This window comes from Microbacterium sediminicola (genome assembly GCF_039531125.1).
In the GTDB taxonomy this organism is placed as follows: Bacteria; Actinomycetota; Actinomycetes; order Actinomycetales; family Microbacteriaceae; genus Microbacterium; species Microbacterium sediminicola.
Map to the genome: position 1 here is coordinate 1571078 of NZ_BAAAPL010000001.1, position 22544 is coordinate 1593621.

22 protein-coding genes and 1 tRNA gene are annotated in these 22544 nt (G+C 67.1%); 13 read left to right on the top strand and 10 right to left on the bottom strand.

Features of this window, described 5'->3' with window-relative positions; genetic code table 11:
* Window positions 1-46 precede the first annotated feature (46 nt).
* The 3 genes from ABD206_RS07360 to ABD206_RS07370 all read left to right on the top strand — a co-directional run bounded on the left by ABD206_RS07360 (window position 47) and on the right by ABD206_RS07370 (window position 1954).
* Window positions 47-586 (top strand): methylated-DNA--[protein]-cysteine S-methyltransferase, encoded by a 540-nt coding sequence (locus tag ABD206_RS07360; RefSeq protein WP_344070915.1) that lies wholly within the window; start codon window positions 47-49, stop codon window positions 584-586.
* A gap of 128 nt (window positions 587-714) precedes the next feature.
* Complete coding sequence (locus tag ABD206_RS07365) at window positions 715-1572, top strand: LuxR C-terminal-related transcriptional regulator (RefSeq protein WP_344070918.1); 858 nt, start codon at window positions 715-717, stop codon at window positions 1570-1572.
* Between the two features lie 40 nt (window positions 1573-1612).
* Window positions 1613-1954 carry a histone-like nucleoid-structuring protein Lsr2 gene (locus ABD206_RS07370; RefSeq protein ID WP_344070920.1) on the top strand — a complete coding sequence of 114 codons (342 nt, stop codon included), beginning with the start codon at window positions 1613-1615 and terminating at the stop codon, window positions 1952-1954.
* Between the two features lie 31 nt (window positions 1955-1985).
* Here ABD206_RS07370 and ABD206_RS07375 read toward each other — a convergent pair whose 3' ends face one another.
* From ABD206_RS07375 to ABD206_RS07385, 3 genes are read right to left on the bottom strand one after another with little or no spacing between them, the layout of a single operon-like run.
* The gene (locus tag ABD206_RS07375) at window positions 1986-2870 is read right to left on the bottom strand and encodes an oxygenase MpaB family protein (RefSeq protein ID WP_344070922.1); all 885 of its coding nucleotides are present in this window, start codon (window positions 2868-2870) and stop codon (window positions 1986-1988) included.
* Window positions 2867-4306, bottom strand: coding sequence for a GMC family oxidoreductase (locus ABD206_RS07380; RefSeq protein WP_344070924.1), 1440 nt, complete (start codon window positions 4304-4306; stop codon window positions 2867-2869). Before ABD206_RS07380 ends, ABD206_RS07375 begins: the two co-directional genes overlap by 4 nt.
* A gap of 42 nt (window positions 4307-4348) precedes the next feature.
* The gene (locus ABD206_RS07385; RefSeq protein WP_344070926.1) at window positions 4349-4696 is read right to left on the bottom strand and encodes a hypothetical protein; all 348 of its coding nucleotides are present in this window, start codon (window positions 4694-4696) and stop codon (window positions 4349-4351) included.
* A 158-nt stretch (window positions 4697-4854) separates the two neighbouring features.
* Here ABD206_RS07385 and ABD206_RS07390 point away from each other — a divergent pair, with 158 nt between their 5' ends.
* Window positions 4855-5082, top strand: coding sequence for an RNA-binding S4 domain-containing protein (locus ABD206_RS07390; protein ID WP_344070928.1), 228 nt, complete (start codon window positions 4855-4857; stop codon window positions 5080-5082).
* 30 nt (window positions 5083-5112) lie between these two features.
* Window positions 5113-5466, top strand: a complete 354-nt coding sequence (locus ABD206_RS07395) for a TraR/DksA family transcriptional regulator (protein WP_344070930.1) — start codon at window positions 5113-5115, stop codon at window positions 5464-5466.
* 36 nt (window positions 5467-5502) lie between these two features.
* On the opposite strand, the gene ABD206_RS07400 is transcribed toward ABD206_RS07395, so the two are convergent.
* Window positions 5503-5907 carry a nucleoside/nucleotide kinase family protein gene (locus tag ABD206_RS07400; RefSeq protein WP_344070932.1) on the bottom strand — a complete coding sequence of 135 codons (405 nt, stop codon included), beginning with the start codon at window positions 5905-5907 and terminating at the stop codon, window positions 5503-5505.
* A gap of 87 nt (window positions 5908-5994) precedes the next feature.
* Window positions 5995-6579: a dienelactone hydrolase family protein gene (locus tag ABD206_RS07405; RefSeq protein ID WP_344070934.1), complete on the bottom strand. Its 585-nt coding sequence runs from the start codon at window positions 6577-6579 to the stop codon at window positions 5995-5997.
* A gap of 98 nt (window positions 6580-6677) precedes the next feature.
* Here ABD206_RS07405 and ABD206_RS07410 point away from each other — a divergent pair, with 98 nt between their 5' ends.
* From ABD206_RS07410 to ABD206_RS07430, 5 genes are all read left to right on the top strand, one after another.
* Window positions 6678-7130: a DUF1801 domain-containing protein gene (locus tag ABD206_RS07410; RefSeq protein ID WP_344070936.1), complete on the top strand. Its 453-nt coding sequence runs from the start codon at window positions 6678-6680 to the stop codon at window positions 7128-7130.
* A gap of 120 nt (window positions 7131-7250) precedes the next feature.
* The gene (locus ABD206_RS07415) at window positions 7251-7877 is read left to right on the top strand and encodes an HD domain-containing protein (RefSeq protein WP_344070938.1); all 627 of its coding nucleotides are present in this window, start codon (window positions 7251-7253) and stop codon (window positions 7875-7877) included.
* Window positions 7878-8165: 288 nt separating this feature from the next.
* Window positions 8166-8750, top strand: a complete 585-nt coding sequence (locus ABD206_RS07420) for an ArsR family transcriptional regulator (protein WP_344070940.1) — start codon at window positions 8166-8168, stop codon at window positions 8748-8750.
* Window positions 8741-9199, top strand: coding sequence for a hypothetical protein (locus tag ABD206_RS07425; protein ID WP_344070942.1), 459 nt, complete (start codon window positions 8741-8743; stop codon window positions 9197-9199). The genes ABD206_RS07420 and ABD206_RS07425 overlap by 10 nt, the downstream gene beginning before the upstream one ends.
* A 243-nt stretch (window positions 9200-9442) precedes the next feature.
* Entirely contained in the window at window positions 9443-10966 is a 1524-nt protein-coding gene (locus ABD206_RS07430) for an ApeA N-terminal domain 1-containing protein (protein ID WP_344070945.1), read from the top strand.
* Window positions 10967-11401: 435 nt separating this feature from the next.
* On the opposite strand, the gene ABD206_RS07435 is transcribed toward ABD206_RS07430, so the two are convergent.
* From ABD206_RS07435 to ABD206_RS07445, 3 genes are all read right to left on the bottom strand, one after another.
* Window positions 11402-11473: transfer RNA gene (locus ABD206_RS07435), tRNA-Arg, on the bottom strand.
* Between the two features lie 30 nt (window positions 11474-11503).
* Window positions 11504-12049, bottom strand: a complete 546-nt coding sequence (locus ABD206_RS07440; protein ID WP_344070947.1) for a DUF4333 domain-containing protein — start codon at window positions 12047-12049, stop codon at window positions 11504-11506.
* Window positions 12050-12202: 153 nt separating this feature from the next.
* The gene (locus ABD206_RS07445) at window positions 12203-15019 is read right to left on the bottom strand and encodes an ATP-binding protein (RefSeq protein ID WP_344070949.1); all 2817 of its coding nucleotides are present in this window, start codon (window positions 15017-15019) and stop codon (window positions 12203-12205) included.
* 172 nt (window positions 15020-15191) lie between these two features.
* Between ABD206_RS07445 and ABD206_RS07450 the strand changes: the two genes are divergently transcribed.
* The 3 genes from ABD206_RS07450 to ABD206_RS07460 all read left to right on the top strand — a co-directional run bounded on the left by ABD206_RS07450 (window position 15192) and on the right by ABD206_RS07460 (window position 17438).
* On the top strand, window positions 15192-15473 hold the full coding sequence (locus ABD206_RS07450; RefSeq protein WP_344070951.1) for a Fe-S cluster assembly protein HesB: 282 nt from the start codon (window positions 15192-15194) through the stop codon (window positions 15471-15473).
* Window positions 15474-15677: 204 nt separating this feature from the next.
* Window positions 15678-15818 (top strand): hypothetical protein, encoded by a 141-nt coding sequence (locus tag ABD206_RS07455; RefSeq protein ID WP_344070953.1) that lies wholly within the window; start codon window positions 15678-15680, stop codon window positions 15816-15818.
* Between the two features lie 63 nt (window positions 15819-15881).
* Window positions 15882-17438 carry an SLC13 family permease gene (locus ABD206_RS07460; RefSeq protein ID WP_344071460.1) on the top strand — a complete coding sequence of 519 codons (1557 nt, stop codon included), beginning with the start codon at window positions 15882-15884 and terminating at the stop codon, window positions 17436-17438.
* Window positions 17439-17460: 22 nt separating this feature from the next.
* On the opposite strand, the gene ABD206_RS07465 is transcribed toward ABD206_RS07460, so the two are convergent.
* Both ABD206_RS07465 and ABD206_RS07470 read right to left on the bottom strand, forming a co-directional pair.
* The gene (locus ABD206_RS07465) at window positions 17461-20973 is read right to left on the bottom strand and encodes an error-prone DNA polymerase (protein WP_344070955.1); all 3513 of its coding nucleotides are present in this window, start codon (window positions 20971-20973) and stop codon (window positions 17461-17463) included.
* Entirely contained in the window at window positions 20973-22544 is a 1572-nt protein-coding gene (locus ABD206_RS07470) for a DNA polymerase Y family protein (protein ID WP_344070957.1), read from the bottom strand. Before ABD206_RS07470 ends, ABD206_RS07465 begins: the two co-directional genes overlap by 1 nt.

A 22544-nucleotide genomic window follows, 5' to 3' on the forward strand; every position in this document is an offset into this window, starting at 1 on the left:
GGCGGTGGAGCGCAGCTCGTCGCGGGCGGAGAGCGAGGATGTCAGCATGACGCCCGCCAGTGAGATCGGCATCCTCATCCATCCCTCCCCCATCGGTGAGATCGTGATCGTCGCGCAGGCCGGCGAACTGCTCAGCGTTGAGCCCGTTGTCGGCGACGCACCGGGCACCGTGCCCGTTCACCTGCGCGACAGGATCACGCCCCTCGCGTCCGCCGCGCCCGCCGCGCAGACAGCAGCCGCGCAGCTCGAGGACTACTTCGCCGGGCGGCGCACCCGCTTCGATCTGCCCCTGCGCTGGTCGGGGGTACCCGGATTCGCGCGGGAGGCGCTGCGGGCGGTGTGCGACATCCCGTACGGCGAGACCGCATCATACGGAGAGGTCGCCGTTCTTGCGGGCCGACCGCGTGCCGCGCGTGCGGTCGGTACCGCCTGCGCAAGAACCCCGTTTTCGGTCGTCGTCCCCGTGCACCGCGTCATCCGCGCGGACGGATCCCTCGGCGAGTACGGCGGGCAGCCCGAGATCAAGCGATATCTGCTCGACCACGAGAGTCGTTTCGGGCATCACAGCGTGCGCCCGGAGGGGTGATCGTGTAGGCCGATCACCCCTCCGGGGGTGCGGCCGAGAACCGCGCGCATCCCCGGCCGCCGCGCCTTCTGCGGTGGTAGCGTCGATGCGACGGCAGCGCAGACAGTGGAGTCGCCGGCAGGTGGGAAATGGTCGAAGTGGCACTGACCGCGGACATGACGGACGCGGATCTGATCGCCTCTGCCGTGCGCGGTCTCACGGAGTCCACGCGCTTTCCCGTGGCATTCGGCGGGTGGGAGCAGAACGGCGCGGTGCACGTGACCGCCACGTCGGGCACACGCACCCACATGATCGACGGACTCGTGGTGCGGGCCGAGCGGGGTCTGGGAGGTCGCGCGATCATCGAGCGACGCCCGAGGCTGGCGTTGGATTACCGGACGTCGCGCAGCATCACGCACGACTATGACCGCGCGATTCTCGGTGAAGGAATCTCCACCCTTTTCGCCATTCCGATCATCGTGTCCGGACGCACCCGGGGTCTTCTCTATTGCGGATCCTGGCGCGAAACCTCGATTGAGGGAATGAGCGCCAATCCGGCCTTCTCCATCGCGCAGTCCCTCGCTGCGGAGGTCCGTATTCGCGACGAAGTGGCCGACCGTGTTTCGGCATCGTCATCCACGGTCCTTCCTCCGCTGGGCGGTGCAGCACGTGAGGAACTCCGCGAAAGCTACGCGGAATTGCGCGCAATCGCGGGGTCGATCGATGACCCGGTGATGCGGGAGCGACTCGCTGCGGTCGAGCGCCGGATCGCGGCGCTGAGCGGTGATGGTGCGCCGTCTGAACGGGTCGACACGACGCTCTCCCGCCGAGAAGTCGATGTTCTCTCATGTGCGTCGCTCGGCCAGACGAATGCGCAGATCGCCGAGAATTTGGGACTGCGGGCCGGCACAGTGAAGTCCTATCTCCAATCGGCGATGTCGAAACTGGGCGTCTCGACTCGGCATGCAGCGGTCACTAAAGCACGACGCGCCGGAATTCTCCCGTAATTGTCGCGAATGAACGAAATCGGGCGATAAAGTGCCAAATATGGCACGCAAAATCGTTCACCAGCTCGTCGACGACCTCGACGGCACCGTCCTCGAAATCGGCGACGGCGAGACCGTCACGTTCTCCCTCGACGGTGTCGCCTACGAGGTCGATCTCACCGAAGCGAACGCCGCGGCCCTCCGCGAGGCTTTCGCCCCGTATGTCTCCGCGGGCCGCCGCGTGTCCGCCGCCCAGGTGAGCGGACCGGCGCGCAAACGTCGCCGTTCCGGCCAGCAGGACTACAGCGCGGTGCGGACGTGGGCCAAGGAGAACGGCTACACCATCTCCGAGCGCGGCCGCGTGCCGGCCTCCGTTCTCGAAGCATACGAAGCGGCGCACTGACCGGGATCGACGGGTCTCGGAGGGCGGCGGCTCAGACCAGGCGCCTCCCCATCCGGTAGCGCACGCGCACGTCCCACAGCAGCAGCCGATACCCCAGTTGTGAGACCCAGAGTGGCCGACGGCGTTCCTTGCGAATCGCCTCGGCCAGATACTCGTCGAACCAGACCTGGTCCGTAGCGGTCCAGTCCACGCGCAACGCGGCACGGAACACCGGCGGCAGGTATCCGATCGTGCGCCGGTACTTGTCTTCGGCGATGCGCTTGCGGATCCGCTCGGGTGCGTACTCGGTCCACGCGACCCCGAGCAGGAACGCCCGAATCTCGTCGCTGATCGAGATCTTCGCGACCTGCTCGTTCCAGTACCGCTCGAAGGCCGCCCTGTCTTCCGGCCACAACTCGGCTGGCATCTGCAGGGTCGTGCCCAGCACCATGCCCTGCTGGTAGAACCTCTCGCGATCCGCCCCCTCGAGCGGACCGTAGACGAGCTGGTACGTCTCCTCGGCACCGTAGTAGAGGCACGCCGCCACCCATCGCTGCAGCTCGGGATTCATCGCGTTGTATTCGACCGGGCTGTCACCGCTCGAGCGCACCTGCGCGTGCTGACCGGTGACGGCCTTGCGATATCTCTTGCGATCCTCAGCGTTGCCGAGCACCGCGACCGCCAGGTACGACAGCGTCGTGCGTGCCCGCTTGATGGGGTGCTTGTCCAGACGTCCGTTCTCCACCGTGCTGCGCGCCACACCGTAACCGACAGCGGGGTTGGCCAGCTGCATGATGACGTTGGCCGTGCCCGACAGGGTGCCGGTCAGCAGCAGGCTGCGGGCGAGGAAGCTCGAGTCAAGCGCGTCGAGCTCTTCGCGACTGCGGCGGCGGGGCGTCGCCGCCGCCGCGGGCGGGGAGGACGGCTCGGATGTCATGTGAGTCTCCCTGCCAGTCGTGTGGCGTTCAGGTGTGCGATCGCCTCGATCGTGACCATGGGGTTGACTCCCGAGCTGGTCGGGAATGTCGAGGCGTCCGCGATGACGACATTCTCCGCCTCCCAGGTGACACCCTCAGGATTGGCAGCGCTCGTCTCGGCGGATCCACCCATCCGCGCCGAGCCCATGATGTGCAGAGCCGCCATCGCGGCTTCCAGGATGCGCGCGCCGCCGTCGACGCCCGCGTGCATGCGGGCGGCGTCACGGGCGGAGAGTGTGTAGTGCATCGTGGGCTCACCGTCCTTGCCGACCTTGACCTCGCCGCTGTCCTGGTCGCGCGTGATCACACCGACGCTGGAGAAATGGGAGAGGTTGCGCATGATCTCGAGATGGCGCTGCGCGCCGCGCCACGACAGGAACGCCACCGACAGCGCGGGGTTCGCAGCGGCGGTCTCGTACACGACGCCGTAGCCGGATCCGCCGATGTCGGAGCGCTCGGTCGAGTAGCGCGACTGCATCGCTCCCTCCCACGGACGCACCTCTTCGTCGAACTCCGCCCACACCGCGGTCGCCGGGTGCAGCCTCAGGTGGCGGCCGATGTTGGGGTTGGTGAACCCGGAGCGCTTGAGGATCGCCGGGGTCTGGACGCTGCCGCCGGCGACAACGACCGCGCGGGCACGGACCGTGACGGTGACTCCCGAGGCGGTGCGACCCTCGACGCTCTTCGCGCTGCCACGCGCCGTCGTGATGGTGCGGACATCGACCCCGGTCAGGATGCGGGCCCCGGCGGCCTCGGCATCCATGAGCCAGGTCTTGGCGACCGACTGCTTGGCCCCCAGGGGACAGCCGTAACCGCAGCGACCGCACACTGCGCCGGCGTCACACCCGATGACATTGCGATCGAGGCTCCCGATGTGCCAACCGAATGCCGTGAGCCCACGCTCCATGATCTGGTCGCGGTGCGACGGCTGGCTGTAGTCGCCGTTGACGCCCTGACGGCTCCAGACCGCATCCATCGCGCGGTCGTAGTCGTCGCTGAGGAATTCGGTCGCGCCGGTCGCCGCCCACTCATGGCGGATGCGATCGGGCGTTCGGAACGAGGTGGAGTAGTTGACAACGGTGCCACCGCCCAGGCACTGCGCCTCCAGCAGACTCATCTGTCCCTCGGCGGTGGCGCTCGGGCCCGAGGCGTACAGCGTGGTGAGGCCCGTCAGCTCGGTGCCGGTGAAGTCCGCATCGTCGAAGTAGCCGCCCTTCTCGAGGACGACGACCTCGAGTCCCTGTGCGGCGAGCACCGCCGCGGCGGTCCCCCCTCCCGCGCCGGATCCGATGACGACGACGTCGCAGTCGAGGGTCGTGTCTGTGGTGGGGGTCTCAGGGTGCAGCCCCTTGGGGTGGTCGGCACCCAGCGGCCCGAGCGGGCCGGGGTAGCCCATCGCGCTCCAGAGGGGAGATGTGCCGTCGGGCCCGCGGATCAGTTAGGACGAGAGCGTCGCCGCGGCCTTGAGGTTCTGGAACAGCACGCGCTTGAGCGGCATCCGCGAATCCGACATCGCCACGAGGGCCGCCTCACGCTGCTCGTGCGAGAGCTCGCTGAAGTGCGTGGGCCCGACCCCGATGAACATGCCGCCCAGTCGCGTGTCCCAGAGGTTCATGATCTTCGTGAACATCTCGATCTCGCTCGATCGAGGGTTGCTCATGAGGATGCCCTCGGCGACCACCGGCGCACCGAAGGCGCTCGCGGGCGGGATGGCACCGCCATCACCGGGCATGAAGGTGTCGATGATCGATGCGAATGTCGCGCGCTGCGCGGCCGTCAGTTCCATGGGATTCCTTCCGGTGGGAGCGCCATTGCTCCCCCAGACAGCATGACGCGTCGCACTGCCGAAAGGCAAGCAATAAGTGAATCAATATTCACAGCCCATCAGCTGATCGAGACGGCGATGCTGCACTCCCCCGCCCTCACGGCGGCTACCATTCGAGCATGACGACTCCGCCCCCGATCGACGACGTTTCCATCGGGGGCGATGTCATCCGCCTCGGCCAGTTCCTGAAGTTCTCCGGGCTGCTGGACTCCGGCGGCGAGGCGAAGGAGGCGATTGCCGACGGCGAGGTGCTCGTCAACGACCAGGTCGATCGCCGCCGTGGCCGGCAACTGCATCCCGGCGATATCGTCAGCGTCGGCGGGCGTAGCGCGCGCGTCCAGCCCTGAAGCGCCGGAACCGCCCTACGCTCGACGATCATGAGCGATCCCCCTTCCTCAGCGGAGAACGGCGCTCTCCTGGCCCGCGCCCGCGCGGCAGCGCTCGCGCGACGCGACGAGCTCGCGTCGGCGGCGGCGCAGTTGCGACGCGATCGGGGCGCGGAGACCGCCGATGACGAACACGATCCCGAGGGCGTCACGCTCTCGATGGAATGGGAGCGCATCGAGGGGCTCCGCCTCGCCGCCGAGCGCGACGTCGTCGAGATCGACGACGCGCTGACTCGATGGCGGGCGGGCACCTACGGCCGCTGCGAAGGATGTGGCCGAGACATTCGCGCGGGCAGGCTGGAAGTGCTCCCGACCGCGAGGCGCTGCATCGCCTGCGCCGCGTAGCAGGCAAAGCGCACGAGCGGCGTCCACGCATCGTCTTCAGCCGGCGGTCTCCCTCACCAGAGCCTCGAGCGTTTCACGTCGCTCGTGCCGACTGCCGACGATCTCTGCGACCTTGACGCTCCCAGCGACAATGCCCACGTCACCGATGAGGTCCAGCAGCATGTCATTCGCCACATCCCGAAGCGGCACCCCCTCCTCGTCGGCAATCAAGTCGAGTGGTCCACGCTCGGCGACGATGCTCCCCGAGGTCTCTTCGGGGTGAAGCCGCGCCGCTGACACGCGCAGCTGAGCCGCAAACGAGGCAACGGTGGGGCCGTCCCACGTCTCGTCGAGCATCTCGAACGGGTCGGGCAGCACAACGAACTCCGAATGACGAAAAACGAAGTCCGAAACAAGCGTGCTCTTGCCGCTCCCATGGGTCCCCGACACGACGATGCGCATGTCGCGACTCTAGAGCGAACTCCGCACGCGTGCGGATTACCCGACAGCACCGTCCACCACTGACGCCAGCCGGGCTCATCAGGGGTATCAGCCGTCCACGCGGTCGAGAAAGGCGAGCATGCGCGCGATCAGGAGGTCCGTCGCTTCGGCGTCGAAACTCGGGAGCAAACTGTCCTCGAACAGGTGCCGGTCGCCGGGGTAGAGGAACAGCTCGCCGTCGTCGACGACATCGACAATCGCGCGCGCGGCGTCGATGTCGCCCTCGCCAGCGAAAAACGCGTCAGCATCCATGCCGTGGATCTGCACCGGAACACCGTCAGGCCACGGGCCGAACGCCCACTCACCCGATATCGGCACAGCCGACTCCAGCAGCACCGCGCCGGCTGCGCCTCGACGTGTCTGCGGGAGGCGCTGCGCCGACATCGCGCCGAACGATACGCCGAGGTAGACGAGCCTCGCGGGAAGCGCCCCCGCCGCGGCATCCGCCCGCTCGTCGACGTCAATCTCGCCGCTCTGAACGAATGCGAAGGCGTCCTCCATCGAGTCGAAGACGCGGCCACCGAACAGGTCGGGCGTATGGACGGTGTGACCACCGGTGCGGAGCCGTTCCGCGAATGCAGCCATGCCCGACGTGAGTCCGAGAACGTGGTGGAACATCAACACCTCAGCCATGGAACCTCCTCTTCTCTCAGTACTACTCGCCCCGTCTGACAGACGCCGCGCGGCAAGCTGACATGAGAAGTGTCGTCGAGATGGGAGAGAATCGACGCGTGCCCGAGAACAAGACGCAGCCGACGGATGCCGATGTGCACGAATTCCTCAAGGCGGCGACGCCGGCGCGCAGACGCGAGGACGGCCTGGCGCTCGCGGAGCTGTTCCGGGAAGTGACCGGCACCAACCCGGTGATGTGGGGGCCGTCGATCGTCGGCTACGGCAGCTACCGATACGTCTCGCGAGCCAATCCCAGAACACGCGGCGACTGGCCGAAGACAGGGTTCGCCCCACGCAAGTCCGCCCTCTCGCTCTACGGGCTCAAAGACCTGCCCGAAGGCGCCGCGCTGCTGCCCGAGCTCGGGCGCTATACCGAGGGTGCCGGTTGTGTCTACGTCCGCAAGCTCGACGATGTCGACCTCGACGTGCTCCGCCGCCTCATCGCCATCGCCTGGGAGCGCGGCGATGACGCCGTACCTAGCGGCGGCACGCACGCAGCGGGGAACGGCTGACGCCGCCGCCGACCGTGCCACTCGAGGCGTGCCGCGCATCAGATGTGGTTGGCTGTTTTCGGACTATCGCTGTCGCCTCGGGACATGTCGGAGGTCCTCACACAGCCGCAGGATGTAGACATGCGCATCGCAGACTTCCCTGTGCCCGACACCCCCGCTGCCCGAGGTGCCCTCGAGCTCGCCGCGCAATATCAGTCGCGTGCGATCACCGCTCACGCACTGCGCTCCTGGCTCTGGGCAGAAGCATTCGCGCACGTCGACGGGATCGGGGACATCGATCACGAACTGCTGTACGTGTCTGCCGTCCTGCATGACATCGGCACCGTGGCGGAGTTCGACAACCACAAGATCTCCTACGAGCACGCTGGTGGGCACGTCGGCGTCGCGCTCACCGCGGGCGCGGGCTGGCCTGCGCATCGGCGCGACCGGGTACTCGAGGTGATCGTGCGCCACAACTGGACCAGCGTCGATCCCGCACTGGATGCCGAGGGCTACCTGCTCGAGATTGCCACGGGTCTGGATATCTCAGGCGCCAGACCGGATGCCCTGCCGGAGGAAGTCCGGCGCGAGGTGCTCGCTGCACACCCACGAGGAGCACTCGCCGCGGAGTTCGGCGCGTGCGTGAGTGACCAGGCAGCGCGCAAGCCGGACACGGCCGCGAAGCGATTGCTTGAGGGCGGCCTCATCAGAAAGCTCTCGGCGAACCCCCTCGAACATCTGGGGTCGGGACTGCCGCACGAGTCGTGACCTCTGGACTGGTGTCTCGCGGCAGACGCGGTCGCACCTACGGCAAATCGGTGACGGATCGGCGCGACCGCAGGTCAGTCGACCTCGGTGCCCCTGGAGGGACTCGAACCCGGGCGCAGGTTCCTCAGATCGGACCGATTCGATCAGAATCCGCAGATTCACGCGGATCGCAGGTTGAATCCACCGCGATCCGATCAGCTCGACGAGAACTGTTTCAAGAGTGTGTGGGCAAACCGCGGGCAGCAGAAGCATTGACGTATCGATAAATTGGATATTAATATCCATCATATGAGAACCACGGCGCCGCTTCTCGCTCCGATCTTCCGATCGGACGGACAAGCACGCCTTCTCTCAGCCGTGATCCTCGGCGACGAGGAGATCAGCCTGACAGATCTCGCATCACGAGCCGATCTTGCCTATCCCACCGCGCACCGCGAAGTCGCGAGGCTCTTGGATGCCGGCATCCTCGTCGAACGGCTCGTCGGTCGCACGCGCATGCTCCGCGCAAACGATTCGAGCCCTCTGGTCCCGCCCTTGCGCGAGATCCTCCTCATTGCGACAGGGCCGGTGGCGCTGTTGGCCGAGGAGTTCTCACACATCGGAGGGATTGAGACGGCGTTCCTCTACGGTTCGTTCGCCGCGCGCATGCGCGGAATCGAAGGAGCCGCACCCAACGACATTGACGTGATGGTCATCGGGACACCAGTCCCGGACGCTGTGTACTCAGCATGCGACAGGGTCGAGGAACTCGTACACCGGCCGGTCAACGCGACGATCCTCACACCCGAAGAGTCTCGCGCCGACTCGGGATTCCTTCACCAGGTACGCAACAGCCCGAGAGTGCCGATCATCGGAGGTGAGCGATGGCCGTGACACCGCTGACACCCGCCCAGCAGCAAGCCGTCGACGACTTGGTCACAGCCCGCCGGATCGAGCAGGTCGTTCCCGACCAGGCACGGGCACGCGCATTCCTCACCGCCGCCGCCGATCGGATCAGTCAGCTCCCGTTACTGACGAGCACCGGCGTGAAGTACGACATCGCCTACGACGCCGCACACGACATCGGCGAAGCCCTCCTCGCCGCCCACGGCTACCGCACCACCAACGGCCCCGGCCAACACGAAGCGCTCGGACGATTCCTGCGCGCCGTGCTCGACACGCCACCGGGAGACGCAGCCGCACGCCGATTCGACCGACTACGCCGAGCCCGCAACCAGAGCCACTACGCCGCCAAGCCCATCAGCGCCGCCGACGCGAACCTCGCCGAACAAGCAGCCCAAGAACTGCACAACGCCGCACTCACGCGCGGAGCCGGCTCCTAAGCCAACACACCACCGAACCGCTCCGCCCCGTAGACCGGTGCGGCGACCCGCTGGGGATCCGCATACGGGCATTGCGCGGTGAGCGGGCGCTGCGTGCAAGCCAGTTCACGCTGTCACCCAGCTCGGTCAGCAGTCCCGTGCGCCCGCCGCGTTCACTCTTGCGAGTTGCGCACGCCGACTCGCGCCCGCGGGGACGACATCCCGACACGGCCCGATGTCATAGCGCAGGTGCAATATGAAGGCGTGACCGAAACTCTGCTAGACGAGCATCAGGACTGGACAGGCCAGTGGTGGCGACCCGAGGATCCTGACAACAAGGTGCCCGGGGTGCTGACCTACTCGCCGGACGAGGGTCTACGGCTTCGGCTCATCGGCGGCTGGAAATACAACGTCACGCGCCCGGGCAAGAACGGCTCTACCATCATTACCGACGAACTCCAGCGCTGGCCAGTAGTCGTCGGCATCGGTGATGGCAAGTACATCACCTTGTTGAGCGTCCACGTCACAACTGCGCGATCATTCAGCCTTGGCGGGATGTTCGGGACGCCTGACAAGCTGGAGTTGAGAGCGCACACCGCGCTGGTGGGCGTGCATATCGACGATCCGGACGAACCAGCGTTCACGGCCGCGTCCGCACACGTCGAGGACATGACCGTCTGGTCGCGCAGGACTGGCATTCAGGAGACACATTATTTCGGACCAGAGCGCGACCTGACTGGCACGATCGAGCTGAAGCACCTGGAAGCCCTCACGGTCGAATCGGGCCCGCTCACAGCCAAGCTCAGCCACTATGCATGGCATCCGCACTCTGAACGGACTCGGTCCCAAACCCTGACGCGCGTGCGCGAACACCAGGTAATCAGATTCGAGCGCGAGGAGCCGCAGTCTTTCGAGTACTGGCTCGATCTGCTCGGAGGCATGGCAGACCTTCTGTCCCTCTCAACGCTCCGCGCGTGCGGGATCATCAGCATGAGCGTGTTCCTGCCGCCGACTCCTGACGATTGGCCCGACGATCATCCGATGCGGGACCAACCGCATGAGATCACCGTGTATCAGGTGCGTGTAGTCAAGCCCAAGCCGGATGCGGAAGCCCTGGATCTGCGCAACTACGTCCTGACGCTTGATGATCTTCCTTTCGAGGACCTCCTTCCTCGTTGGCTAGAAGTCCGCGACAGGTTCGCTGCCGCGCGCAGCATGATCCTCGGTTTGCGGTATGTGCGGAGCGGATACATCGAGACGAGAGTGGTTACAGCAGTTGCCGCCGCGGAGTCGTTTCATCGCGCGCTCGACCCGGCCCCGCCGATACCTCCGGAGGAGTTCAAGTTGCTGCGCAAAGCTCTCCTGGAAGCCGCACCGGCTGACCGCAAGGCGTGGCTCTCTGACCGCCTCACGGAGCACTCAAATGTCCCCACTCTCAAGCAGCGTCTCCTCGACCTTGTCGGCCGAGTCGGCGAAGCTGGCGTCCGCCTCGTGCATGAACCCGAGGTATGGGCCAAAGCAGCGAAAGATGCACGCAACAATCTCGCACACGTCGGAACCGCCGATAACGATCTGAACCACCTTCATGCCGTCGCTGAGGTCACCGCGAGCTTGGTGATCCTGAATCTGCTTCACGAATTGGGTGTGCCGCAGGACAGACTCCGGAATGCCGTGGATGAGCACCCCGATCTCTCGCATGCCGCCAAGCTCGCACGACGAGTCCTCTGTAACGACAACTCGATCGTCATGCAGATCGCAGCCGTTGGCGTGACCGTAGTTGACGATTAGCAACCGCCTCGCCGGACGGAAGATGGGCAGGGCGGCACGGCGGCGGAAGGTCCACCGATCTTGGGCTAGGTCTAGGTATGCGCAGCCAGCCAGTCGTCGCGGTCGGTGGCCTACGCGTGCTGGCCACCCCGGCGTGGTTGTCGGTCCGATCGGCATCCACCGCGCGAACCCTGATCGCCGAGAAGAGCCCGCAAGCCGGTCCTCGAGCGAACAGCGCGAGACCGATCAACAAACTGCGAGTCGACACCATCCGTCAGCACGGCTAGCCCGACGACGACCAAGCCCGTGGAGGGCTCCGCAAGTGCAACAGCTACCGATGTCCAGAGCCATGGCACGACGCCTGGCACCGCAAAAATGTGGGCAGGATGTGGGGCAAGCCACCGCATCCAGGCTCGAAAAGCTCCAAAAATCCCAGATCAGGGATATAAAAAGCGGTGCCCCTGGAGGGACTCGAACCCCCAACCGTTTCCTTAGGACGGAACTGCTCTTCCATTGAGCTACAGAGGCTGGCCGGTCCAGTTTAGACGTGGAGGCCGCTCAGCTCACGAACGACCAGTCGAAGTTGACCCAGAGCCCGTCGACACTCGTCACCACGACCTCGACGATTCCGACCTCACCGCCATCGGTCACGGCATCGCAGGAGATCACCGCACCGGCGATGGCCAGTACCTCATCTGCGGGGCACTGGATATCGGCGAACGACTCACCGTACTCCGCAGTGAAGGCCTCATCGATGGAAGCCATGATGCTGTCGACGACAACGATCTGGCTTCCCTCCTCGGTCTCCCAGCTGTAGTTCAACGTGTCGCCATCGACATCCTCGGCGTAGACGACGAGGGTTGCTCGAACGCCGCTGTGCTCAACCTCACAGGTTGTGGTCGATCCGGCATCCGCCGACAGCGACCCCGAGCATTCGATCGAATCAGGAGCCTCGGCACCCATCTCCACCATCCGCTCGGCGATGCCCTCTTCGAGGGTTGCGCTCGTCAGCTCGCCGGAAGACCCGAAGGTGACAGAACAGCCCGCAAGACCGGCCGTCGTCGCGAGCAGGATGGATGCTGCCAGCGCAGTCTTCTTCGACATGGTGATTCTCGCTCTCCGTGGATCTGTCGATGCTTGTCGGGCACCGCCGAAGGTTCGACAAGGCGCCCGCAAGGAAGGCTATGGCTACCCATCGCGCCCACCCGCGACGCGGACAAAACCCTGCGGAGGGGAAGACAAAAGACTGCGGCAGCGTCAGTGCGCCGAGCGCCCGAGCACGAGAGCAGACTCCAACTGGCTGCGACCATCGATGTGGAGTTTGCGGTACACATTCGTCAGGTGAAGCTCGACCGTGCGACGAGTCACGAACAGCGCCTCGGCAATCTCCCGGTTTCCCATCCCGCCCGATGCCAAGCGCGCCACCTGCAACTCCTGCGGGGTGAGCGCGTCGGGCCCGGAGCGCACCGGGCGTCGGGGGCGAGCCCCGGTGTCGCGCAGCGCTCTCATCGCGCGTCGCACCTCACGCTCCGAACCGCAGCGGTATGCGCGCTCCATCGCGTCGCGAAGCTGGCTTTGACGATGACGAACCGAGCCCGAACCTGCGTGGGTCGCGAGATCGATCTGGGCGCCGGCGAGCACGAGTTCGGCGTCAGCGTCGGACAGCACCTCCGTCGCTCGGACCAGGTCAGCGATCGCAGACTCGGGATCCGGTCTGCACGTCGCGAGCGCTCGCAACGCCACCCCGATGGCACGCGGCGACCCGAAGCGCTCCGCGTGAGTGAGCTCCTCGTGCACGAGCTCCTCGGCGTATGCGCGACGCCCGGCCGCCAACAGCGACGGCACCGAGAGCGAGCGCCACGGTGTGCTGCTCGCCGAGATGTAGTGCGCGCGCTCACTGCGGACCGCGACCTCTTCGGTGTCAGCGCGCAGACGATCCCACTCACCGAGCTCTGCCCACAAGCGTGCGCGTGAGATCAGCATCGCCGATGCCGCACCGATATCTGGCACGCTTCCATCCACACCCTCCGCAATGATGCGGTCGCGCACCTCTTCGGCGCGCTCCTGCTCGATCGCGACTTCGATCTCCCAGCCCACCGCCAAGAGGTGGTACATCAGATCGGGTTGAGGCAGGTGGTCGAGCGCCGACCGAACATCAATGGCTGCACCCCGGATGTCTCCGCGATAGACCCCGTTCCCCGCGCGCGCTGCCGTTGCGTAGGCCACACCGAGCACCGAGCCACGTGCTGATGCCCGCTCGATCGCCTGAGTGGTGAACAACTCTGCGCCGGAGAAATCCCCCGCCCAAGAGAGCGCATTGCACGCGTAGACGAGCGACGGGTCTGCCGCATACAGCTCCTCATGGAGGACGTCGGGTTGGTCGAACGAGACCGCCAGCGAACGACGGGCGAGATCGATCACAGCCGTGTGGGGGCCGACACCGCGGACTGCGCGATCCCAGGCGATGTGCGCGGCGAGCGCACGTTCGGCCACGTCCACCACGCGCCCTGAGGTGCGCGCTGCGTCGTCAGCGAGATGGGGACGCTGTAGGCCCAGCTGCGACCCGGCGTTCAAGGCCGCAACCTCCAGCGCAGTGCGCAGCCCGGGCTGATCCTCGATTGCCGCCGCCGCCGCTGTCTCGGCGACCGCGGCGGCCTGGACCAGATCACCAAAGTGGAACAGCGCCTCCGATCGCGCGAGCGCAGCTGTACCGGCCGCCACATCGTCCGGGGCCAGCGCCTGTGCGCGCGCCAGATGTTCCAACGCCTGCGCATCGTTCTTCTGATGCAGAACCGAACCGAGGTGTAGTCGAATCGTGAACGCGACCGGCGCCTCTAACGGCTCCCGGAGAGTGCGGCGCAGATACCGCTCGGCTTCGTCAAAGCCCCCGCGTCCGGCAGCATCCTCAGCAGCGCGTACAAGAGTCGGAACAACCCAATCCTCACCCATCGGGCACAGATCTGGGGCAGCCAGGATGTGGCTCGCCGCGTGGATGGGCCGGTCCACGTGCCGCGCGCACGCAGCGGCCTTCTCCAGACGCTGCCTTTCGTGCGGACGCATCGCACGTTCGACGGCATCCCGGTAAAGCGGATGGGCGAAGGCGAGCGGACCGTGACCCGACACCAGGGCGCGCTCACGGAGCTGATCGACCACCCGACTGACCTCGCTGTGATCGGCTCCCACGAGATCCCCGATCTCGGCGATGCTGGTGTCGCGCTCACCGAGCACGACCAGCGCCATCAGCACGTTGCGCTCCGCGGGGTCCAGTGCGCGAAGTCTCTGGTCGATCGTTGTGACAACATTCGGGGGCACCGCGGAGGCGACCGCCCGGTCTGGGTGCTCCTGCAGGTAGTTCTTCAGCTCCTGGACAAGAAACGGGTTGCCCCCGCTGCGAGCGGCGATGGTCGCAATGGCGTCACGAGGCACATCGGTCAGCATCCCCGCAACGGCGTCGGCGGAGAGCTCGTGCGGTTCCACGACGGTGGTGACGGTGTCGACGAACGCCACCGCCGCTTCTGAAAGTGGTTCCCCCGCTCTCACCGCACCCACGATGAGGACGGGCAGGTCCGCGCTGCGCTCCGCGAGGTGGCGCAGCGCGCGAAGCGATGCATCGTCACACCATTGGATGTCATCGCACAGCAGCACCAGGGGCTGCGCCTCGCTCAGACTCACCGTCAACCAGTACAGCCCGTGTAAGAACGCAAACTCACCGCCGGGAGGGGTGGTGCCCGTGTCGATGAGCGTCAGCGCCAGCTCGCACGCACCGTGGAACGACATCTGCCCGCGGCTGTGAAACACGGCCGGCGAATAGAGGTCAAGCACGGCGGAGTATGTGTGCGATGCACCTTCTCTCGTTCCTCGCGCTCGCATGACGAGGCAGTCAGTCGATGCCGCGTTCGTCGCCAGCCACCGCAGAAGGCTCGTCTTCCCGATTCCCGCCGGACCCTTCAGAACGTGCGCAGAGCCGTTCCCACGCCGCGCAGCCCCGAGCACTTGGGCCAAAGCACGAGTCTCCACATCGCGCTCTCGCAGGGGTGTCTCGAGCCGGTCGCGCGCCCTTCGCTCTCCGGCCATCGGTCGACCCTATCTGGTCTGGCTATGGCGTCCGCATGCTGCACGCGGGGCACACAAACACCCGACAAACCAGAGGTGTGAATCCCCTGAGGATGTCGGAGTTGAGGTTGCAGGTCGTACGAACTCTCGGAATCGTGGCCGGTCCGGACACGCCAACGGAAGGAGAGCACCCATGCTCACCATGACCGACTCGGCAGCCACTGCCGTCAAGAACATCGTCGCCCGCGTCCCTGACGCAGGGGACGGCGGGCTGAGAATCCGCGACTCGGGAGATGGAACGGGCTTTGAGCTCAGTGTCGCCCCGGCGCCCGAGAGCGAAGACACGGTGGTCGCGACATCCGGCGCCAAGGTCTTCCTCGATGAGGCGGCCAACCTCGCTCTGGTCGATCGCATCCTCGATGCGGAGGTCTCACAGGACGGATCGGTGCGCTTCGCACTGGCAACCCAGGGCTGAGACACAGACCACGAGCGACCCCGGCGGCCTCAATCGCCGGGGTCGCTTGGTGTGTGCAGTCCAATTCACCTCAAATGGCCTGCTCGACATCGAGAATCGCGCGCGATCACGCACATCTGATACCAGAGCGGGCCAACGGGCATCGATTGGCTCTCACCGATCAGTCCAAAAGCGAGTGATGGTGGCATCCAGAAAGGAGCCACCATGTTCACCCTCTTCCTCACCATCGTCCTCATCGCCACTGTCATCACCTGCATCCTCGCCGTCGGGCTGAGCGTGGTCGGCGACGGTTACGGCCGTCGCCCGGAACGCTCCGACTACGACACACGCGCCCCGCAGCTGTGACGTCATCGGGTCCACGGGATCGCGCGCGGGCATCCGGCGCAATAGCCTGGCCGCGTGGACCCGATGATCGTCACGTTCGTCATCCTCGGTCTCGCCGTCGTTGCCTTCGTCTCCAACCGCGTCCCTCTCGGCGTCGTCGCGATCGGGGTGTCGCTCGCGCTCTTTTTCACAGGAGTGCTCACGCTGCCCGAGGCGCTCGCAGGTTTCGGCGATCCGACCGTCCTCTTCGTCGCCGCGATGTTCGTGGTGAGCGAGTCTCTGGATGCCAATGGCATCACCACCTGGGCAGGACGGCAGCTCCTCAGCCGCGCGGGCACGAAACGCATCCCTCTCGTGCTCGCGATCGCGGTGCTGGCAGCGATCCTCAGTGCCGTCGTGAGCGTCACCGGCGCCGTGGCCGCGCTCGTCCCACTCGTCGTGGTGGTCGCCGCGCGGGCAGGTATTCCCTCCTCGCAGCTGCTCATCCCGCTGGCATTCGTCGCGCACGCGGGCTCGATGCTGTTGCTGACCGGCACCCCGGTGAACGTGATCGTGTCGGAGGTCGCGGCCGACAGCGGCGGAAGACCGATCGGATTCCTCGAATTCGCCCTCGTCGGCATCCCGCTCGTGATCGGCACCGTGGCGGTCGTGCTGCTCCTCGGCCCCCGGCTGCTCCCCCTCCGGACAGGCACCGCAATGCCCGTCGACCTCGCCGCCCACGCCCGCTTGCTGCGGGACGAGTACGCGGTCACCCTCGACACCGGGGTGCTCATGGGCGCGGCGCGCGGCATCACCGAGGTGATCGTCCCGCCGCGCTCCTCCCTCATCGGCACGCAGCTCTCGCTCGGGATGGCCACGCCCAGTGGTGACCTCGTATTGCTGGGTGCCCGACGCGGCGAGGCGAAGATCACCGCGAGCCCTTTCACGGCGGAAGCCGGCGACGCGCTGTTGCTGCAGGGCAGCTGGGACGATCTCGCCAAGCACACGGCGGGCGGGCGCCGCATCCTCGCGCTGGATGCCCCGACCGACCTCCGGCGCTCCGCTCCTCTGGATCGACGGGCGATCGCGCCGCTCGTGATTCTGGGGCTGATGATCATCGCGCTGGCTTCGGGTATCGTCCCGCCGGCCGCTGCGGCCCTGGTCGCGGCGTGCCTGCTGGTGCTCACCCGATCAGTCGGCATCGAGCAGGCGTACCGCTCGATCTCATGGACCACCGTGGTGCTCATCGCCGGCATGATCCCGATGTCGACCGCATTCTTCAACACCGGCGCGGCCGACTTCGTCGCGAATCAGGTGCTCGCCGTTGTCGGGGATGCTGCACCCACCCTCGTGCTGCTGGTGCTGTGCCTGATCACCGTCGTCTTGAGCCAGCTGATCAGCAACGCTGCGACGGTGCTGATCCTGGCGCCCGTTGCGGTCGCACTGTCGCAATCGATGGGTGTCTCCGTCATGCCGTTCATGCTGGCTCTCACGGTCGCCGGCGCCGCATGCTTCTTCACCCCGATCGCCACCCCGGCGAACCTCATCGTCATGGCGCCGGGCGGCTACCGCTTCGGCGACTACTGGAAGCTCGGACTGCCGCTGGGGGTGCTGTTCCTCGCGATCGCGGTGTTCTACGTGCCGCTGGTGTGGCCGTTCTAGGCACCCGCGTCGGTGGCCCCGATCACCGGAAGTCGCGCGAGCGGTGCTGCACCCCCACCCGCAGGTCTTCCAACCTGTCGGCCAGGATGTTGGTCACCCCCTCGGGCGAGCGCTCCAGCATCCCGCGGATGATGAGCGCGGGCGCATCCCGCGCCACGCGGCGATAGCGGTTCCAGACCCCGACCGAGCAGATGACGTTCACCGTGCCGTGCTCATCTTCGAGGTTGAGAAAGGTGACGCCGGATGCCGTCGCCGGCCGCTGTCGATGGGTGACGAGTCCGGCCACCTCGATCCGTCTCCCCGTCTCGTGCGTACACAGGTCCCCCGAGGTGAGCACCCCCCGCGCGTCCAGCACCGATCGGTAGTGGGTCATCGGGTGATCATCGGTCGAGATCCCCGTCGCCCAGAGGTCGGCGGCCAAGATGTCGTAGCTGCTCTGATCGGCGAACAGCGGCGGTTGCACCGCGACGAGCGAGTCGGGCAGGTACTCGGCGCGATCCTGCGCGGCAGAACCCGCAAGCCACACGCCCTCACGGCGCGAGAGTCCGAGGCAGTCGAAAGCCCCCGCCGTGGCGAAGGCTTCAAGCTGCGCCTCGGTCACCCCGGTGCGTCTGACGAGGTCGCGCAGGTCTCGGAACGGGCCGTGCGCATCGCGGTCGGCAACGATCCGCTCGGCCGTCGGCTGCCCGATCCCCTTGATCGCGGCCAGCCCCAGCCGCACCGCAAAGGCTCCGTCGCGGCGGTGGGCCGCGGACTCGTCGGGGGCGGCCGGGTCGAAGGGGCCCACTTTCGGCTGGATGCGGTGGGCGCAGGCATCCATGCCCGTGCTGCGCTCCTGCGCAGATCCACACTCCCACGGATAGTTTTCGGCAGATCGGTGCGTAGTTGCGTGGATCTCCGTGGATGCCGCACCCGGCGTGACCACCTCCAGCCCTGCCCACACCCCCGAGGCGTGGAGGTCGGGGCGGCGCACCTCGACGCCGTGGCGACGGGCATCGGCGACCAGGGTCGCGGGCGAGTAGAACCCCATCGGCTGCGCGCGCAGCAGCCCCGCAAGAAACGCGCCCGGGTAGTGCAGCTTTATCCAGGAACTCGCGTAGACGAGCAGCCCGAACGAGAGGGAGTGCGACTCGGCGAACCCGAAGTTCGCGAACGCCTGGATCTTGGCGTAGATCGCATCGGCGTCCTCCCCCACCAACCCGTTCTCGGCCATGCCGGCATAGAGCTTCTCGCGCAGCGACTCGATCCGCTCGACCCCGCGCTTGGAGCCCATCGCGCGACGAAGCAGATCGGCATCCTCCCCCGTGAGCCCCCCGACGGCCATTCCCATCTGCATGAGCTGTTCCTGGAACACCGGGATACCGAGGGTGCGCTTCAACACCGGCTCGAGCTTCGGATGCGGGTATGTGACCTTCTCGTGCCCGAGCTTGCGGCGCACGAACGGATGCACCGCCCCACCCTGGATGGGTCCTGGCCGGATGAGGGCGATCTCGATCACGAGGTCGTAGAACTGCCGCGGCTGCAGCCGCGGCAACAGCCCCATCTGCGCGCGGGACTCCACCTGGAACACCCCGATCGCATCGGCCCGGCACAGCATGTCGTAGACCGCGGCCTCTTCTTTGGGGAGGGTCGCCAGCTCCCACTCCTCCCCCGTCGAGGTTCGGATCATGTCGAAGCAGTACTGGATGGCTGCCAGCATCCCGAGGCCCAGCAGGTCGAACTTCACGAGCCCCATCCAGGCCGCGTCATCCTTGTCCCACTGGATGACGGTGCGGTTCTCCATGCGGGCATGCTCGATCGGCACGACCTCTCCCACGGGACGCTCGGTCAGCACCATCCCACCCGAGTGGATGCCGAGGTGCCGCGGGGCCTTCAACAGCTCGGCCGCATACTCGATGACCCGGTCGGGGATGTCGTGCTCCGGCGCGCTCTCCAGCGTCGCGCCGTACTGCTCGATCTGCTTCGACCAGGCATCCTGCTGCCCCGGCGAGAACCCGAGCGCGCGTGCCATATCTCGCACCGCGTTCTTGGGGCGGTACTGGATGACGTTCGAGACCTGCGCGGCGCGATCACGCCCATAGGTGGCGTAGACCCACTGGATGATCTCCTCACGCCGGTCGGAGTCGAAGTCCACGTCGATGTCGGGCTCTTCGTCTCGCAGGCTCGACAGGAACCTCTCGAACGGCAGATCGTAGGCGATGGCATCCACCGCCGTGATGTCGAGCAGATAGCAGACGGCACTGTTGGCGGCAGACCCCCGCCCTTGACACAGGATGCCGCGACGGCGGGCCTCTTGCACGATGCCGTGGACGATGAGGAAGTAGCCCGGGAAGTCCTTCATCTCGATGACACCGAGCTCCCGCTCGATGCGGTCGCGGTCTCGCTGCGACAGATCGGGGTAGCGGCGCGGCACCGCCTGCCACACCAGGTGCCGTAGCCACGACATCGGCGTGTGTCCCTCGGGCACGGGGAGCTTCGGCAGTGCGGGTGTGGCTCGCCGCAACGAGAACGCGAGGTCATCGGCGAGCGCGACGGTGTTCGCCACGGCCCCGGGATAGCGGCGGAAGCGCTGCGCCATCTCGGCGCCCGAGCGCAGGTGCGCGCCGGCGTGGGAGGGGAGCCACCCGTCGAGTTCATCGAGGCTCCGATTCGCGCGCACGGCGGCGACGGCGGCGGCGAGCGCCTCACGCTCGGGGGCGGCGTAGTGGACGTTGTTGGTCGCCAGCAGAGGCAGCCCCCGGTCCGCGGCGAGCGCGGCGAGGATGTCGTTGTCACGGGTGTCTGTGGGGGCACCGTGATCCATCAACTCCACGTGCACGGCGTCCGCCCCGAAAAGACGCACGATCTCATCGAGGGCGGTGGCCGCGGCATCCACCCCTCCGGCGGCGAGCGCACGGCGCACCGCGCCTTTGCGGCATCCGGTGAGCACCGCCCACTCGGATCTGCCGCGCACCCCCGCCAGCCCATCGAGGCGTTCGTCGCCGCGGGCGAAGGCGGCGAGCTGCTCGAGGTCATACTGCGGACGCCCCTTCTCGCCGCCCTGCAACTGCGCGCGAGTGAGCGCGGAGGCGAGTCGGTGGTATCCCTCCTCACCCCGGGCGAGGACCAACAGGTGCGATCCGACCGGATCGGGTTCACCCTTCTGGGGTGCGGGCAGCTCCAGCGACAGCTCGGCGCCGAACACGGTCTTGAGCCCCAGCTGCTCAGCGGCTTCGGCGAAACGGACGATGCCGTAGAACCCGTCATGGTCGGTGACGGCGAGCGCGTGAAGCCCCAGCCGCTCAGCTTCTTCTGCCAGGTCTTCGGGAGAAGACGCCCCGTCGAGGAAGGAGAACGACGAGTGGGCGTGCAACTCGGCGTACGGCACGGTCTCGGACGGCCGTTCGATCGGGGGCGGCACATACGCTCCGCGCTTGTGTGACCAGGCGGGGCTGTCTCCACCGTCGGCACCGCCGGGAACGCCGCTCGGGCGCCGCCTGTCGCTGAGGATCCGCTCCATCTCCGACCACGGCACAGAGGGGTTGTTGAAGCCCATCAGTCGTACCTCCCCTCGGCGTGCCACGACCCTCGCTCGCAGACGAGTAGCCAGGCGGTGCAGTCGGCATCCACGATCTGGAACCGGTGCGCACGGCGGGAGCGAGCGGGATCCCACCCGCGCTCGATGATCGGCCACGGGCCCGCCCAGGCCGTCACGGCACGACGGCGACCGGCTTCGATGAGGAGTGCGGGAGTTCCCGTGATCTGTCCTCTCTCGTCGACCGAGACGCTGACCCCGGATGTCGAGACGACATCGACCGTGACGGGATCGGCGAACACCGTCGTGGGCAGCGGGTCGGGAAGACTCCCCGGCCACGGCCGCGCCCTTTCCGCTCCGAGGACGCGCGCATCCTTCGGCAGCCGGTCACCCCAGGGCACCCAAACCTGGCGCTCTGCGAGCCATCGCCCTCCGCCGATCGCCGGAGTGAGCACTCCGCGGTGGCCGAGCATCGCCTGCACCCGGGAGAGGGCGTGATGCACGCGCTCCTCGGGGCCGGAGCCGAAGATCGCCGGGGCGTGGTGGGACGCCGCATCCACCGCTTCGGGTGAGATCCGCACGAGCCCCACCCCGGTGACGAGGTCTGCGGCATCCTCTGCCAGCTGCCACCGCACCCGATCGACAATGGCGGCGGCATCGAAAGACCCCGGATGCAGCCACACCCGCTCGCTGCGCTCTCCCCGATCCCCGACCAGCTCGATGCGCACCTCGGTGCAGACCAGATCGATCGCGCCGAGACCGGAAAGGAAGGCATCCGCGCTCTGGCGCACCCCGAACGCGACCTGGTCGGCCAGCTCCAGCGGGGGCTCGAAGGCGATCTCACGGGAAAGCTCCGGCGGCGGGGTGCGGGGCTCGATCGCCCGGGAATCGAGCCCCGCGGCGAGCGCCCGCAGTCGCACGCCGCGCTCCCCCAGCCGCTCCCGCACCCGCTCTTCGGGCATCGCAGCGAAGGCGCCGAGGCTCTGGACACCGAGCGTGGACAGGAGCCGCACGATGTCGGGATCGGTGTCGACGAGCGTTGCGACAGACAACGGCGCAAGGAATCCCGCCGCCGCCCCTTCCGGAACGATCCGCACCGGATCGTCGGCAGAGGTCGCGATCCGCACCGCCTGCTCCGCAGTGAAGGGGCCGTCGGCAACCCCGATACGCGCGCCATCGAGGCCGAGTTCCCGCATCCGATCCAGCAGGACGTGGGAGGCAGCGGATTCTCCCCCGTAGTAGCGGGCCGGGCCCCGGGCCTTCAGCGCGCACAACCCCGGGCGCATGACCTGCACCCCGGGAACGCGCTCTTCGATCTGCGCGACCACGGGTGAGAATGCCCGGTGGTCGCGCACCGGATCGAGCGGCGCGATCGTCAGCGCCGGGCATCGCCCTTGGGCATCCCGTCGCCGCAACCCGCGTCTGACCCCATCACGGCGCGCCGCGGCAGAGCAGGCCACCACGAGGTTCTTCTCGACCACGGCGATCGGAGTTTCCGGGTCCAGCGGATGCGCACCGTCGCGGGTGAGGGCGACGACCGGCCAGTCCGGCACCCACACGACGAGACTGCGCGTGGATATCTCAGTCGCCAT

What these genes read in the sequence shown, in the direction of transcription:
- ABD206_RS07420 (WP_344070940.1), top strand. Translation starts at nt 8,166, where the DNA reads ATGAGAACCACGGCGCCGCTTCTCGCTCCGATCTTCCGATCGGACGGA.
- ABD206_RS07405 (WP_344070934.1), bottom strand. Translation starts at nt 6,579, where the DNA reads ATGGCTGAGGTGTTGATGTTCCACCACGTTCTCGGACTCACGTCGGGC.
- ABD206_RS07445 (WP_344070949.1), bottom strand. Translation starts at nt 15,019, where the DNA reads ATGGCCGGAGAGCGAAGGGCGCGCGACCGGCTCGAGACACCCCTGCGA.
- ABD206_RS07460 (WP_344071460.1), top strand. Translation starts at nt 15,882, where the DNA reads ATGATCGTCACGTTCGTCATCCTCGGTCTCGCCGTCGTTGCCTTCGTC.
- ABD206_RS07425 (WP_344070942.1), top strand. Translation starts at nt 8,741, where the DNA reads ATGGCCGTGACACCGCTGACACCCGCCCAGCAGCAAGCCGTCGACGAC.
- ABD206_RS07455 (WP_344070953.1), top strand. Translation starts at nt 15,678, where the DNA reads ATGTTCACCCTCTTCCTCACCATCGTCCTCATCGCCACTGTCATCACC.
- ABD206_RS07360 (WP_344070915.1), top strand. Translation starts at nt 47, where the DNA reads ATGACGCCCGCCAGTGAGATCGGCATCCTCATCCATCCCTCCCCCATC.
- ABD206_RS07365 (WP_344070918.1), top strand. Translation starts at nt 715, where the DNA reads ATGGTCGAAGTGGCACTGACCGCGGACATGACGGACGCGGATCTGATC.
- ABD206_RS07385 (WP_344070926.1), bottom strand. Translation starts at nt 4,696, where the DNA reads ATGGAACTGACGGCCGCGCAGCGCGCGACATTCGCATCGATCATCGAC.
- ABD206_RS07370 (WP_344070920.1), top strand. Translation starts at nt 1,613, where the DNA reads ATGGCACGCAAAATCGTTCACCAGCTCGTCGACGACCTCGACGGCACC.
- ABD206_RS07390 (WP_344070928.1), top strand. Translation starts at nt 4,855, where the DNA reads ATGACGACTCCGCCCCCGATCGACGACGTTTCCATCGGGGGCGATGTC.
- ABD206_RS07415 (WP_344070938.1), top strand. Translation starts at nt 7,251, where the DNA reads ATGCGCATCGCAGACTTCCCTGTGCCCGACACCCCCGCTGCCCGAGGT.
- ABD206_RS07395 (WP_344070930.1), top strand. Translation starts at nt 5,113, where the DNA reads ATGAGCGATCCCCCTTCCTCAGCGGAGAACGGCGCTCTCCTGGCCCGC.
- ABD206_RS07375 (WP_344070922.1), bottom strand. Translation starts at nt 2,870, where the DNA reads ATGACATCCGAGCCGTCCTCCCCGCCCGCGGCGGCGGCGACGCCCCGC.
- ABD206_RS07380 (WP_344070924.1), bottom strand. Translation starts at nt 4,306, where the DNA reads ATGGGCTACCCCGGCCCGCTCGGGCCGCTGGGTGCCGACCACCCCAAG.
- ABD206_RS07440 (WP_344070947.1), bottom strand. Translation starts at nt 12,049, where the DNA reads ATGTCGAAGAAGACTGCGCTGGCAGCATCCATCCTGCTCGCGACGACG.
- ABD206_RS07465 (WP_344070955.1), bottom strand. Translation starts at nt 20,973, where the DNA reads ATGGGCTTCAACAACCCCTCTGTGCCGTGGTCGGAGATGGAGCGGATC.
- ABD206_RS07400 (WP_344070932.1), bottom strand. Translation starts at nt 5,907, where the DNA reads ATGCGCATCGTCGTGTCGGGGACCCATGGGAGCGGCAAGAGCACGCTT.
- ABD206_RS07470 (WP_344070957.1), bottom strand. Translation starts at nt 22,544, where the DNA reads ATGGCGACTGAGATATCCACGCGCAGTCTCGTCGTGTGGGTGCCGGAC.
- ABD206_RS07450 (WP_344070951.1), top strand. Translation starts at nt 15,192, where the DNA reads ATGCTCACCATGACCGACTCGGCAGCCACTGCCGTCAAGAACATCGTC.